This is a genomic window from Vibrio celticus, from assembly GCF_024347335.1.
GTDB classification, from domain to species: Bacteria; Pseudomonadota; Gammaproteobacteria; order Enterobacterales; family Vibrionaceae; genus Vibrio; species Vibrio celticus.
The window spans coordinates 2336943-2350303 of sequence record NZ_AP025463.1 but is presented as its reverse complement, the minus strand read 5'-3'; the positions used below and the strand labels follow the sequence as shown (position 1 = coordinate 2350303).

10 protein-coding genes are annotated in these 13361 nt (G+C 42.9%); 4 read left to right on the top strand and 6 right to left on the bottom strand.

Annotation, left to right across the window (positions count from 1 at the left end; translation table 11 throughout):
• Positions 1–470: 470 nt before the first annotated feature.
• A complete protein-coding gene (locus tag OCV19_RS10565) occupies positions 471–2588 on the top strand; it encodes a methyl-accepting chemotaxis protein (RefSeq protein ID WP_065677227.1) in 2118 nt (705 codons plus the stop codon).
• Between the two features lie 112 nt (positions 2589–2700).
• Here the strand turns inward: OCV19_RS10565 and OCV19_RS10560 are convergent, their stop codons facing one another.
• The 5 genes from OCV19_RS10560 to dinG all read right to left on the bottom strand — a co-directional run bounded on the left by OCV19_RS10560 (position 2701) and on the right by dinG (position 7599).
• Entirely contained in the window at positions 2701–3834 is a 1134-nt protein-coding gene (locus OCV19_RS10560; protein ID WP_065677228.1) for a ribosomal protein uL16 3-hydroxylase, read from the bottom strand.
• 50 nt (positions 3835–3884) lie between these two features.
• On the bottom strand, positions 3885–4055 hold the full coding sequence (gene rsmS, locus OCV19_RS10555) for a pleiotropic regulatory protein RsmS (RefSeq protein ID WP_017055021.1): 171 nt from the start codon (positions 4053–4055) through the stop codon (positions 3885–3887).
• Positions 4045–4593, bottom strand: a complete 549-nt coding sequence (locus OCV19_RS10550; RefSeq protein ID WP_065677229.1) for a primosomal replication protein — start codon at positions 4591–4593, stop codon at positions 4045–4047. The genes rsmS and OCV19_RS10550 overlap by 11 nt, the downstream gene beginning before the upstream one ends.
• 22 nt (positions 4594–4615) lie before the next feature.
• Positions 4616–5395, bottom strand: a complete 780-nt coding sequence (locus OCV19_RS10545) for a sulfite exporter TauE/SafE family protein (RefSeq protein ID WP_017062114.1) — start codon at positions 5393–5395, stop codon at positions 4616–4618.
• Between the two features lie 128 nt (positions 5396–5523).
• A complete protein-coding gene (dinG, locus tag OCV19_RS10540) occupies positions 5524–7599 on the bottom strand; it encodes an ATP-dependent DNA helicase DinG (RefSeq protein ID WP_065677230.1) in 2076 nt (691 codons plus the stop codon).
• 513 nt (positions 7600–8112) lie between these two features.
• Between dinG and OCV19_RS10535 the strand changes: the two genes are divergently transcribed.
• Both OCV19_RS10535 and OCV19_RS10530 read left to right on the top strand, forming a co-directional pair.
• The gene (locus OCV19_RS10535; protein WP_065677231.1) at positions 8113–9189 is read left to right on the top strand and encodes a porin; all 1077 of its coding nucleotides are present in this window, start codon (positions 8113–8115) and stop codon (positions 9187–9189) included.
• An 82-nt stretch (positions 9190–9271) separates the two neighbouring features.
• A complete protein-coding gene (locus OCV19_RS10530) occupies positions 9272–9946 on the top strand; it encodes a YccT family protein (protein WP_050654186.1) in 675 nt (224 codons plus the stop codon).
• Positions 9947–10039: 93 nt separating this feature from the next.
• On the opposite strand, the gene OCV19_RS10525 is transcribed toward OCV19_RS10530, so the two are convergent.
• A complete protein-coding gene (locus tag OCV19_RS10525) occupies positions 10040–10768 on the bottom strand; it encodes a pseudouridine synthase (protein ID WP_065677232.1) in 729 nt (242 codons plus the stop codon).
• A gap of 339 nt (positions 10769–11107) precedes the next feature.
• Between OCV19_RS10525 and OCV19_RS10520 the strand changes: the two genes are divergently transcribed.
• Positions 11108–13333 carry an NADP-dependent isocitrate dehydrogenase gene (locus tag OCV19_RS10520; protein ID WP_065677233.1) on the top strand — a complete coding sequence of 742 codons (2226 nt, stop codon included), beginning with the start codon at positions 11108–11110 and terminating at the stop codon, positions 13331–13333.
• Positions 13334–13361 lie beyond the last annotated feature (28 nt).

The window sequence follows — 13361 nt, the reverse complement described above, 5'->3', positions numbered from 1 at the left end:
AAAAGCCTTAGCGCTCCATTAAAGGAGAGCCAAATAAATAAAGTGTTCAGGGAATCTAGGCGCGAGATATTAGAGCTTGATTGCAGGCTTAGCAATCAAAAAGTGTGAAGTTGAGCAAGATAAAAACCTATAACTTGGATTATAAAAACTAATCCGAAATCACTACATTTTAAAGATATGAAGGGTGGAGTGAGCTTCCTTTAAATATCGATGTTTTGGCTAAGTCCAAAGCACTAAAACCTAAGCAACATAGCCAATGATTGTATGAGTACATTATTTGGAATCACAGAAAAAAGGAAGAAAATCCGCGCTATTAACATTTGTGTAAACTTTCGTTTTATATGTAAGCAATTTGTGCTGTAATTATCCGCTAAGCTATTCGTCTAACTCATTTACATTGTGTACAGCAATTCGTTGTCGATGTGATAGTTATGGTTATGGAAGTCTTTTGGCTTAAATAAGGATATTAAATGCGCTCTCTATCGGTACAGTGGAAAATAACCCTCTTAGCAGGTTGTTGTTTAATCATTACGTCACTGTCTCTTATTGGTTTCTCGATCTACAACGCAACGAGCAATCAACAAGTCATCAAATCTCAAAGTTCAGAATCAGTGATCAATAAAACTCAGCAGCTGCTGGCGTCTGTTTCTCAGCTTAATGCTCAAGAAACTCAACGTTATGTAGACGAAGCTATTTACCGCGCAGAGATGCTTGCGGCCAGTGCTCAGTTTCTAAAGAACAATGCAGACGAAAACTTTACGCCAAGTGAAGAGCTTCGTACCGCCTTGGATGAAATGGTTCGTCGCTCGGTTTTAAACTTCGACTCTATTCAAGGTGCGTATCTAGTTTTCAAGCCTGATTTACTCGATAGCGAAGATGCGAATTATGTCGATGCTGATTATGTTGGTTCTAACGAAAAAGGTCGTTTTGCTCCTTACTGGAAGGTGGCAGATAACGGTGAAAATGTTCTTGCGAACGTTCTTTCAGAATCTATCTTGAATGATGACAGCAATAGCGAACGTTTTTACTGTCCTTTGTCTTCAGGGCAAACATGTATTAGTACGCCTCGAGTGGTTAACAGCGGAGGTGTGGCACTACTTACGTCCTCTATTTCCGTACCTATCTTAGTCGACGATGTCGCTATTGGTTTTCTTGGTATTGATCTAAGACTCGATGGTTTAACCAGTGTGATTACGCAATCTGACCAGAGCTTGTTTAACGGTGCGGGTAAAGCTTATGTGGTTAGTCTAGATGGTTCGGTCATCGCCTCTGATGATTCAAGCATTGCAGTCGGTTCAACCTTCCAAAGTGACAATACAAACAGTGATTTAATGACCGACTTTATCTTTGGTGGTGAAGTGACAACGCAATGGAGCGAGAACGGTGAGTGGTTACTTGCCTTTGCACCTGTTGTTGCGGCTAACCAAACTTGGGGTGTGTTGTTCGAGATCCCAAGAGAGAGCGTCGTCGCTGATGCCAACAAATTGGACTCCATCATTAGTACTAAGCTAAGTGAAGGCATTAAGACGGAAGTGATTGCCGGTACTGTGTTCATTTTGTTCGGGTTAGCCATCATCGCATTTGCTTCCCTTTCAATTGTGAAGCCTATTCGACAAGTGGTCGAGCGACTTAATGATATTGCTTCTGGTGAAGGGGATCTGACACAGCGTTTAGAGGTTAAGTCTCAAGACGAAATTGGTCAGTTGTCTAAAGGATTCAACTTATTCTTAGACAAGTTACAACACACGATCAAAGAAGTGATTCACACCACTGAACAAGTGGCGAGTACGACAAGCCAGGCTAAAGCATCGGCATCAAGCACTCGAGAAAGCAGTGAATCTCAATTTAAAGAAGTCGATCTTGTGGCGACAGCGGCCGAAGAGATGACTCAAACAGCGGGCTTAGTGGTACAAAATGCAGAAGTGGCCGTTGATGCTGCTTGTGAAGCGAATCATTCTGCTCAACAAGGTCAACAAGTTATCGAGCTTTCAGCCGGTGAAATGAGAAAGCTGGTGGAGCGTATGTCGAGTGCTGTTCCAATTGTTGAAGAATTGGCAAAAAATAACGGCAACATCACCGAGATCTTAAGTGTTATTGAAGGGATCTCTGAGCAAACTAACTTACTGGCATTGAATGCGGCGATCGAAGCGGCTCGTGCTGGCGAACAAGGTCGTGGCTTTGCTGTTGTTGCGGATGAGGTAAGAAACCTCGCAAGTCGCACACAATCATCGGTTGGTGAGATCAGAGCAGTGATCGACAAGGTTCATGCTGGAACTCAAGATGTCGTTGAAGCGATACAAGAAGGTAACATCCTAGCCAATGATACGGCGTTACACGTTCAGAAAGCTGTTGAAGATCTAGGTTCGATCTTTACTTCTATTGAGGCGATCAGTGATATGAACAGTCAGATCGTTCGTGCAGCCGAAGAGCAACAATCGGTTTCCGGTGAAGTAAATCAAAGCGTGGTTAATATTCGCGATTTGAGTGCGAAGATCTTGGAGCAAGCCGCGGCTTCTGAGCAAGTCGGCAATGAAATTGACCAACTGTCTCAACAACAACAGAAGTTGGTCAATCAGTTCAAGGTATAAGCATTAAGCCTTAACCAGTTCTTGAATAGAAAAAGGGACAAATGAAGATTTCATTTGTCCCTTTTTTAATTGTTTCTTTAGAAGCTAGCCAATAACCAGCGGTTGACGCTGCTTACTCTTCGATAAACCAGTAGCCTTTGTTGACCAATTCAGTCACGACAGTTACGCCCGAAGGAGATAGGGCAGTAGCCGAGGTAATCATGGTCTCATCGCAAAGTATGTTGAGTAGCGAAGAATCCGCTTCATCCACCTTAACCACTTCGCCATTGATGTAAGCCGTGTTGCTTTCATTTTCGTGGTAGAGCGCTTTTAAGCCTGATACTCGGTGAATCTCACCTTCAGACTCTAAGTGTTGAGCGATCTCTTCTTGAGTCCATAGTGGCTCTGGAGCAACGATATCAAGCTGGTGGCGTGATTGGCTTAGCAGACAACCCATGAATTCACTGATGGTTTCAGGTTGCTCTAATGCAGATTTCAACATGTCAGTGAGATTGCTTAAATCCGATGAACGAATTTTGCCGTAGCCACCTTGCGTTTTGAATTCTGGATCGTGCAGGTGTACGTCACCCATATCATGAGCAAGCACAAAATCGGCAAAGTTGCTGATCAGCTCTTGTTCTTTAGGAGAGCGGTAGCCAATAGAGTAGCTCATTGACGGCTCTAACGTATTCCCTTCATGTGGGAAACCTGGTGGGATATAAAGGATATCGCCCGGCTCTAAGGTTTCATCAATGATCGGGTCAAAACCTTCAATTTGACGAAGTGCAGAAGCTTGAACAGTCTCTTTGTATTGGCCAACATCTTTAGCGCCAACCTTCCATTGACGTTTGCCCTGACCTTGAATGATGAAGACATCGTATTGATCAATATGTGGGCCTACGCCGCCTTCAGGTGCTGAGTAGCAGATCATGAGATCGTCGAATAACCAGTTTGGTAACGCTTGAAACGCCTCAGTCAGCTGACTTGCGCCTTGGTGCCAGTGGTTCGCTGCTTGAACGATCAGTTGCCAATGAGTTTCGGTTAATTCGCCAAATTTTTTTTCAGAGAATGGACCGTGTTCTGCAGTCCACTGATTGTCGAGGTTAGAGACAAAGCGAGAATCCACTTCTTCTTCCATCGATAAACCAGCAAGTTCTTCCGGCGAAATTGGGTCGACGAAGTTTTCGAAGCCACCCTTTAAGATGGTTGGTTTTTTATGCCAGTAGTTTTCAAGAAACTCGGGCATAGAAAAGCTAAGTTGGTACATGTGAATCCTGTATATTTTTATGCTAGATGCTAGATGCTAGATGCTAGATGCTAGATGCTAGATGCTAGTTTGGCTTGTAAATCTTGCTGAACAATTTTGATTGCTTCTAACGCGACTTTTGGATCGATTTCGTTGCTTTCGAGCAGATAGATCAGGTCGACAGCTAACTTAACTTCTTCTGGTGCATTATCCAGTGGTGATGGTGTGTTATCAGTGTTCATTTCGCTTAGGGTTCTCTAAGTTAATCAGTCTCTCAATATTTTTCATTGAGTCTTCACAGCGTTCTAATCGCTCTTTGGCTAACTGCCAAGCCTCTTCCGCTTTTTTCTTAATGTGGCGAGGCGCAGAATCAAACGCTAATTTTCGTACTCGCACTAAATCGACCAATCGCTTTTGCCAGTCTTGGTGCTGAGCGAGTTCGTTGTATAGGTCGTTAAGGGTTTTCCCGGACTTACTTTTTCGGTCTAAACGTAAATCATGGTTGGCTAACTCTCTTTGGATTGCTGCAATCTGATTTGTCAGCTTTTCTGTGAGGTAGTTGGCTCTGGATGCGGTCAGTTGATTTGTGGTTTGTTCACGTACAATGGTGCGGTACGTTGCCTGAGTTTCAAGTGCATAGGGAAGTAAAACAGAGGCGCCACATTTAAATAAGGCTCGGTCAAACAAGGCTTGATGATAAGCCCCTCGAGATTTATCAACCTGAGAGCAATGGCCAATCAAGGTATCAATGACACTTTTTAGCTTTGAAAATTGATTCATTTCACTTCCCGTTGGCTACTGCCTATAAGTTCACAAACCAAGCTTCGTATGCCAGTTTAATTGCAAGTACGCTTACTACGGTAACAAACACCGGTCGTATAAATGTAGCACCGAACCGAATAGCAGAGTGAGCACCAACAAACGCACCTGCCATTAAACAAAGACCCATGGTTAAACCTAGAACCCAATCAATATGACCAAGAATCGCGAAGGTCACCAAAGAGGTAAAGTTACTGGTAAAGTTCATGGCTTTGGATAGGCCAGAGGCAAGTAAGATGTTTAAGCGGTAAAGCGCCATAGAGCTTACCGTCCAAAACGCGCCAGTTCCTGGGCCAGCAACCCCATCATAAAAGCCAAGAATGAATCCTTGGTACTTTTGCTTTCTCTTAAGTACAGGACAAGGCTTAGGAGACACATTATGACTCACATCTGGAGTCTTATGAAAGATGGTATAGACCGCTGCGGCAAGAATGACTAACGGCAATACCTTCTCTAACCACTCGGTACTAATAGCATCAACAGTGAGTGTGCCGATGGTCGCACCGATTAAAGTAGATATGAATGCATTTACCCAACACTCAGGCTTGAACAGCTTTTTACGGTAGTAAGTGAATGCAGCTGTAGATGAAGCAAACGTTGCGGCCAGCTTATTAGTTCCGAGTGCAATGTGTGGCGGTAAACCAAGTGACAGTAAAGCTGGAACGGTTAACATCCCTCCGCCACCTGCTACAGCATCAATAAAGCCTGCTGCAAATGCAACCAGAGCAAGTATGACCAACATGGTTGGCTCAATCATTTCCATAAATAGCTAGTGTTCTCGTTATCGGCTGATAGGGCAGCCACATGAAAAACCGGTGGATTAGTCATGTTGGGTTGTGAATGCAAGGGCCTAGCGATGAAGGCCCATAACTACCTCAAAGGCAGGGTATATTAGTATTTTATTGTTCTTTTAAAAGGCGGTAGTGAATCGAGTAGGGACTTTCCGTATCGCTTCGTTACTATTCGTCTATCAAGGATCGTGACTTTACCAGAATCTCTTTCCTTACGCAGTAGTCTACCTACAGATTGAATAAGCTTTTTACTCGCATCTGGAACAGTAATCTGCATAAAAGGGTTACCACCGCGTGATTCAATATATTCTGAATGTGCTTGCTCTACGGGAGAGGTCGGAACACCAAAAGGAATCTTAGTAATAACGAGGTTTTCAAGAAGCTCACCCGGTAGATCAAGACCCTCAGAAAAGCTGCCAGTTCCAAAAAGAACGCTGGTTTTACCTTGGTCTATTAGCTTTTTATGTTTTTTTAGAATTTCAGTTCGTGAAGTATCGCCTTGAACCTGCAATGCCCACGACTTTTTAACGAAATCTGTTGCTAAAGCCGCTGCAACTTTGTTCATTTGCCAGTAAGAAGAGAATAGAACGAGATTGGCTTTTTTGTCTTCTATTACCTTAGGCAAAATTTCAATAAGATATTCGGTAAACTGAGGTGCTTGTGGTTCGTACTTCATTGCCGGCACGATCAGCTCAGCCTGATTCTGGTAATCAAACGGTGATGCCAAAGCCAAAAATTGTACGCCATCTTCTGCTTTTTGGCTGATTCCGGCTTGATGACAAAAAAAGCTGAAAGAGTTGAGCGCCCTCATGGTTGCAGATACTAATACCGCGCCAACACAGCGGCTCCAGATTTGTTGATCCAGTTGCCAACCTACCTCTAATGGCGAAACATTCACAACGAAATCGCCTTCGCTTTCTTTATTCAGTTCGAGCCAACGAGCCAAAGGAGCGCCTTTTTCTCTCTTCGGTTCAGCCATTAAGCGCCATACTTGAGCAAGGTTCTCTGTTCTTTGTATATAGAAGCCAATTTCTGCAAGTGCTGGCTCTGCAAGTTTTGCTGAAAGCTCGCCGTCTTTAACTCGTTCTGCAATCAGGTCTGCAATCTTCGCAACGGCTTGACTCGCCTTTTGTGTGAGCTGCTTGAGATCTTTAGATTCATTCTCTAACCACTCAGGTAAGTCGCCATGTTCGAAGCGATACAAGCCGTCTTCAAAGTGGTTAGCGTCAAACTGTTTACTCATTTGAGTCAGGGTAGGGATCAGCTGTTGCACTGAGTCTTGCAGTTCATTTCTAAATCGGTGGACACGCTTCTCGTCAGCGAGGCCTGAAAGCTTAGTGATTGATTGATTCAAACGCTCTAACCACGATGCTGCGCCTTTTAGACTCGCAGCCGCAGAAGAGTGATCTCTGGCTACATGCGGTAAATGGTGAGCTTCATCGAATATATAGATGCTATTTTCTGGTTCAGGCAGTATCACACCGCCGCCTAAGTCAGCATCAGCCATCACTAAACTGTGATTGGCGATAATCACGTCTGCTTTATCTAACTCTGAGCGCGCTTTCTGGAAAGGACAGTCTCTATGCGTGGGCATACTGTTGTTACAGCTGTGCTTATCACTGACAATCATCTGCCAAATCATATTGTCGATGGGTTTTGGCCACGAATCGCGGTCACCATCCCATTTACCTTGGGTTAGGCTGCGGTACATGGTTTGAAGTTGGTCGATATCCTTTTTCTTCGGCTTAGATTCGAACATGGCCATTTGTCCGCCATCAACCCCGCAGGCAGCGGCTAGTTTTTCGGAACAACAATAACGCTGTCTACCCTTCGCTAATATGAAAGAAAACTCTCGATCAGTCAGTCTTCTATATAGAGGGAGATCTTTATTGACGAGCTGTTCTTGTAGCGCAACGGTAGCTGTTGAAATAACTATTTTTCGATTATTGAGCACAGCGACAGGAATAGTAGCCATTAAATAAGCCAGTGATTTCCCGATCCCTGTCCCCGCTTCTGCAACTATCATGCGATTACTTTTGTGGTATTGACCACAAAGTGTCTTCGCTATTTCTGCAACAAGGTAATTTTGAGCACGTCGAGGTACAAAGTTGTCCAACTGATCTTGGAGGTTTTGATAACTGGTGCGAATAGATTTTTGAATTTTAGTAGTTAGCATACTGTGACCTACGTAACGGAGCGAGGATAGTAGCACATATCACTAGTCGGTACATTTACGGTGAAATAGCTTGCTTTTGAATCAAAGGTAGATCTTGTTCACAAAAAAAAACTGAACCTTCAGGAACTTAACTATTTTATTTATGTTGCGAAATATAAATATTAAAAAAGACTGGCTTATAGGTGTTAAATCCTAAAGTGTAGCGTTTTTGTGAGTTATTTGTGGTGTTAAATGCTGTTTTGTTCTTTTTTTGGATTATTATATTTCCTGATAAAACTAAGGATAAGCTGCTCGTAAAACAATGAAAAAAAATGTAAGTGGTTGATTTTGATTGCTTTGTGTTTTTTTTAGGTTTGTTTTTGGTTTATTTGACACGCAGGATAATCTTTTGCAATCTAGACCTCGAAATTTAGTGACGGTGATTAACCAACAAAGAGTGGTAATGACCAGTCATAAAAATAAAAGGGAACCGGGCAAGGATCTCCCATTCTTAGAAAAGGCAGTGGATTTATTATGAAAAAGACTCTATTAGCACTTGCAGTTGTTGCAGCGGCAGGCTCAGTAAACGCAGCGGAAATTTACAAATCAGAAGACGGTTCAGTAGATTTCTACGGTCAACTACGTACTGAGCTGAAAATCTCTGATGACACAAAAGAATATGCTTACAACGATGTTAAAGACATGTTCGAAGGAACAGTTGAGGAAGGTAACACAACTATTGGTGCTGGTGCTTCACGTGCAGGTGTTGATGCAAAATATGCACTTAACGATGATTTAGATATTATCGGTAAAGTAGAATTCTCTACAAAGTCAGATGAAATGAAAATTCGTCAACATATCCTAGGCTTCGCTGGTGACTTTGGTTCAATTAAAATCGGTCAGCAATGGACTGTTGCCGATGATATCTACGGTGCTGATTACTCTTACTTCTACGGTGGTTCTGCTCTAGGTTATTCTAAGCTTAATGGTGCTTTACATGACTCATTGATTAAGTATAACTACAATTCAGATAACTTTTTTGTTGCTGCTAACTACGGTCTAGATGAAAATGATAGCAATCAAGAGCTTGCTGAAATTTTTGTCGGTGGTTCTGCTGGTGATCTAAGTGGTCACGTTGGTTTCGGTAAAACGACAGATGACACTAGTACTGACGCTGATGCTGATAAAATAGAAGATACTTACTTCCAAGCAACTGTTGAGTACTCATTTGGTAAAGCTGGTATTGGTTTTACATACTACAATACAGAAATCAAAAACTCAGAGTATAAAGTCACTATCGATGGTATCTCATTGGCAGGTACATATGCATGGGCTGACAACGCAACAGCTTACGCGGGTTACGAATACACAGATCAAGATACTGGTAACATCAGCGTAGTTGGTGAGTTTGGTGAAGAAGACACTTCTACAGTTATTTATGTAGGTACTGATTACCACTTTAACAGCTGGTCTCGTATCTATGTTGAAGCTGCTTACCTAGACGGTCGTACTCTAGGTTTCACAAACAAAGAATCTGATTCTTTTGTTAATGAGCCAACTATCGCAGACGGTGCTCTAGCATTCGCAACTGGCGTACGTGTTTACTGGTAATATATTAGACTAATAACATATTAGTTTGACTAAATTATAGAGCCCAGCGTAAGCTGGGCTTTTTTGTACTTGATGGATTATTATGAAAATACAAGCAATTACATTAATGTCTGCCATGTTAGTTAGTATGCCTGGAATCTCGGCATCTCTAACTGTCAAAGATACAGTAGACCTTTTAGCTGTTAATATGAAAAAGCCTGAAACCTCAGGTCAGGCCTTCAAAGCATCTACTGTTGTCACTTTAAATACAGGTCAGAACCAAGTCGTATTTCAATACGAACCTGTAATAGAAAAATCAGGTGATCGTAAAAAAGTTTATGGCAAAAACCAGATTGTTACGTTCAATATAAATGCTGATCAAGATGTTGAATTTTTAATGCCTACTTATCGTTCAGTTCGCTCTGCTGAGAAAGGTTTAAAAGATCTGGAGTTTAAGATTGTTGATCAACATGGTGTTGAGGTAGATAAGGTTGTTGATGAGCTTAAATCAAATGGAGTTCAATTAGGCCGGAACTATATTGAAGAGATTCGAGAGTATAATATTAATGGTGGGGTGGCGGCTGTCGCTGTTTCTTATGTTGCCATTGATAATCAAGCAGTAGCACAGCCTGAAAAAATAGTTGAGGCTGTAGCTCTTCCTGTTGAGAGTATGGATAAGGTTCAATCAGAAGAACTAGAACAGCTTCAAGCTTGGTACCTGAAGACTTCAAAAGAAGATCGTAAAGAATTCCGCAAGTGGATGATCGATCAAGATTAATGAAGTTGCACAAAATTGATGAGAAAAGCGAGCGTCTGTTTTAGAAGACCTCGCTTTTTTACTCTTTAATTTAAGAGTTTGATTCCGGCAGAATCAGATCTCTTTCCACTCACCAGGCTGCAGCTGCCCCACATTCATATTACCCATTGAGTAACGGATAAGACGCAGGGTAGGGAAGCCGATATTGGCTGTCATTCGTCTTACCTGACGGTTACGTCCTTCAATGATTGTAATAGCCAACCATGTTGTCGGTATCGCGGCTCTGAAGCGGACTGGAGGATTTCTATCCCACACTTCAGGTTCTTGCATCACTTCGACTTTTGCAGGCAGTGTCATGCCGTCTTTTAGTTCGACACCTTTTCTCAATTTATCTAAATCTCCCTCAGAAGGTGCGCCTTCAACCTGTGCCCAGTAAGTCTTTGGGGATTTTGAGTTTGGTTGAGTCAGCTTAGCTTGAAATATCCCATCGTTGGTCAAGACCATTAATCCTTCGCTGTCGCGGTCGAGGCGACCTGCAGCATAAACGTCTTTCACTGGAATAAAGTCCGCTAGCGTTTTCCTCCCTTCGCCATCTGTAAATTGGCTTAGAGTATCGAAAGGCTTGTTGAACAGAATTACTTTGCGATCTTCGAGCGCTACCTTAGGTTTTGCATTTGTAGGCTTGCCTTTATATCGGTGCTTGCTTGAGTGAGATTTGTTGTGCGAATTGCCAGTGTTATTCTTATCACTGCTTCGGCTTTGTCTATTACCGCTTTGTTTTAATGTTGCACCAGAACGAGCCGGTTTGTCTGAACGAGATGCGCTGCGTGAGCGAGTAGACATGTTAACTACCTTGCAAAAATGTAAACGAAGTGTGCTGAAAAGTTTTCACTGAAACGGAATTGAGCTATCATTTGCGCGCCTAAAAGACACAAAATAGAACAAGTTTATGGACTCTTAAGCCTGATTTGTTTAATTATACCTTCGTGTTTTATTATAACTGGCTCTTTTATTAAAACAATGCACTCACGGATTTGGTTCATGCTGTCATCAAGATTGCATGAAAAATAAGATAGAGTACGACTATCGAGTAAGCAGTTTTCACTCTTTGAGTGGCTTACTGGTCAATTTATAACATGCTCACTATTTTAAATGAGCTTGTAAGAACTATAGGGAAATTTCATGCCTACTGAAAAACCAACGATCATCTATACCATTACAGACGAAGCTCCGGCGCTAGCAACTTACTCTCTGCTGCCTATCATTCAATCTTTTACAGCTTCTTCTGGTATTAACGTTGATACTCGCGACATTTCACTTGCAGGGCGAATTATTGCCAACTTCCCTGACTACTTGAACGACGAGCAACGTATTGGTGATGCATTAGCAGAACTAGGTGAATTGGCTAAGACACCAGAAGCAAACATTATTAAGCTTCCAAACATCTCTGCATCTGTACCTCAGCTTCAAGCAACGATCAAAGAGCTACAATCAAAAGGTTACGCACTTCCTAATTACCCAGAAGAAGCAAACACTGACGAAGAGAAAGCTGTTAAAGCGACTTACGACAAAATCAAGGGTAGTGCAGTAAACCCTGTATTACGTGAAGGTAACTCGGATCGCCGCGCTCCACTTTCTGTTAAAAACTACGCGAAGAAGAACCCACACTCAATGGGTGCTTGGTCTGCAGATTCTAAGTCGCACGTTTCAAGTATGGACGACAAAGACTTCTTCGGTAGCGAAAAGTCAGTAACCATTGAAGGTGCTACAGAAGTTAGCATTGAATTCGTTGGCAAAGATGGCGCGAAGAAAACATTGAAGCCAGCTTTTGCACTGCAAGATAAAGAGATCATTGATGCGGCAGTGATGAATAAGGCCGCTTTGGTTGCGTTCTTCGAAAAAGAAATCGCATCGGCTAAAGAGCAAGGTGTACTGCTTTCTCTTCACATGAAAGCGACGATGATGAAAGTATCTGACCCAGTGATCTTTGGTCACGCGGTTAGGGTTTATTACAAAGACGTATTCGCTAAACACGGTCAGCTGTTTGAAGAGCTAGGTGTTGATGTGAATAACGGCATCGGTGATGTATACGCGAAGATTGCAGCGCTTCCTCAAGATCAAAAAGAAGCAATCGAAGCTGACCTGCAAGCGGTATACGAGACTCAACCACCACTAGCGATGGTTGATTCGGACCGTGGCATTACTAACCTACACGTACCAAGCGATATCATTGTGGATGCATCTATGCCTGCAATGCTGCGTTCTTCTGGTCAAATGTGGGATCCAGAAGGTAAGCAAAAAGATACGAAAGCAATGATCCCAGATCGTAGCTACGCGAGCATCTACCAAGCGGTTATTGATTTCTGTAAAGAGAACGGCGCTTTCGACCCTACAACGATGGGTAGCGTACCAAACGTTGGCTTGATGGCTCAAAAAGCGGAAGAGTACGGTTCTCACGATAAGACTTTCATCCTTGAAGCTGCTGGTCAGGTTCAAGTTGTTGACGCTTCAGGCGCTGTGCTTCTAGAGCAAGACGTAGAGGAAGGCGATATCTTCCGTATGTGTCAAGTTAAAGATGCACCCATCCAAGACTGGGTTAAGCTTGCGGTAACTCGTGCTCGTGCATCGGGTGTTCCAGCGGTATTTTGGCTAGATGCGTCACGCGCGCATGATGCTCAGCTTATTAAGAAAGTTGAAGCGTACCTTCCTGAGTACGATATCGATGGTCTTGAAATTAAGATCCTCGCTCCACTTGAAGCGACTCAATACTCATTAGTTCGTATCAAAGAAGGTCTAGATACCATTTCGGTTACAGGTAACGTATTACGTGATTACCTAACTGACTTGTTCCCGATTCTAGAGCTTGGTACATCAGCTAAGATGTTATCGATTGTTCCACTAATGAACGGTGGTGGTCTGTTTGAAACAGGTGCTGGCGGCTCTGCTCCTAAGCATGTTCAACAAGTAGAGAAAGAAAACCACCTGCGTTGGGATTCCCTAGGCGAATTCTTGGCATTGGCTGCATCTCTAGAGCACCTGAGTGTAGTAACAGGCAACGCTAAAGCACAAGTTCTAGCGGACGCGCTTGATAAAGCAACGGGTGAATTCCTAGACAACAACAAGTCTCCTTCACGCCGAGTAGGTGAGCTTGATAACCGTGGTAGCCATTACTACCTAGCGGCATACTGGGCTAAGGCGCTTGCTGAGCAAACGGCAGACGCTGATCTTGCTGCTGAGTTTGCAGGTGTGGCAAGTCAACTGGCTGAAAGTGAAGAAGCGATTGTTGCAGAGCTGAACAACGCTCAAGGTGTGGCTGGTGACTTAGGTGGTTACTACCTACTTGACGATGCATTGGTTTCAACACTAATGCGCCCAAGCTCAATGCTAAACGCATTTATTGATGCATAGTGATTGGACTCATCGTTAGTCAGTCATG

Excerpts from the sequence above, each read along its gene's own strand:
- OCV19_RS10535 (WP_065677231.1), top strand. The coding sequence starts at position 8,113 with ATGAAAAAGACTCTATTAGCACTTGCAGTTGTTGCAGCGGCAGGCTCA.
- OCV19_RS10520 (WP_065677233.1), top strand. The coding sequence starts at position 11,108 with ATGCCTACTGAAAAACCAACGATCATCTATACCATTACAGACGAAGCT.
- OCV19_RS10525 (WP_065677232.1), bottom strand. The coding sequence starts at position 10,768 with ATGTCTACTCGCTCACGCAGCGCATCTCGTTCAGACAAACCGGCTCGT.
- OCV19_RS10530 (WP_050654186.1), top strand. The coding sequence starts at position 9,272 with ATGAAAATACAAGCAATTACATTAATGTCTGCCATGTTAGTTAGTATG.
- OCV19_RS10560 (WP_065677228.1), bottom strand. The coding sequence starts at position 3,834 with ATGTACCAACTTAGCTTTTCTATGCCCGAGTTTCTTGAAAACTACTGG.
- OCV19_RS10550 (WP_065677229.1), bottom strand. The coding sequence starts at position 4,593 with ATGAATCAATTTTCAAAGCTAAAAAGTGTCATTGATACCTTGATTGGC.
- rsmS (WP_017055021.1), bottom strand. The coding sequence starts at position 4,055 with ATGAACACTGATAACACACCATCACCACTGGATAATGCACCAGAAGAA.
- OCV19_RS10545 (WP_017062114.1), bottom strand. The coding sequence starts at position 5,395 with ATGGAAATGATTGAGCCAACCATGTTGGTCATACTTGCTCTGGTTGCA.
- OCV19_RS10565 (WP_065677227.1), top strand. The coding sequence starts at position 471 with ATGCGCTCTCTATCGGTACAGTGGAAAATAACCCTCTTAGCAGGTTGT.
- dinG (WP_065677230.1), bottom strand. The coding sequence starts at position 7,599 with ATGCTAACTACTAAAATTCAAAAATCTATTCGCACCAGTTATCAAAAC.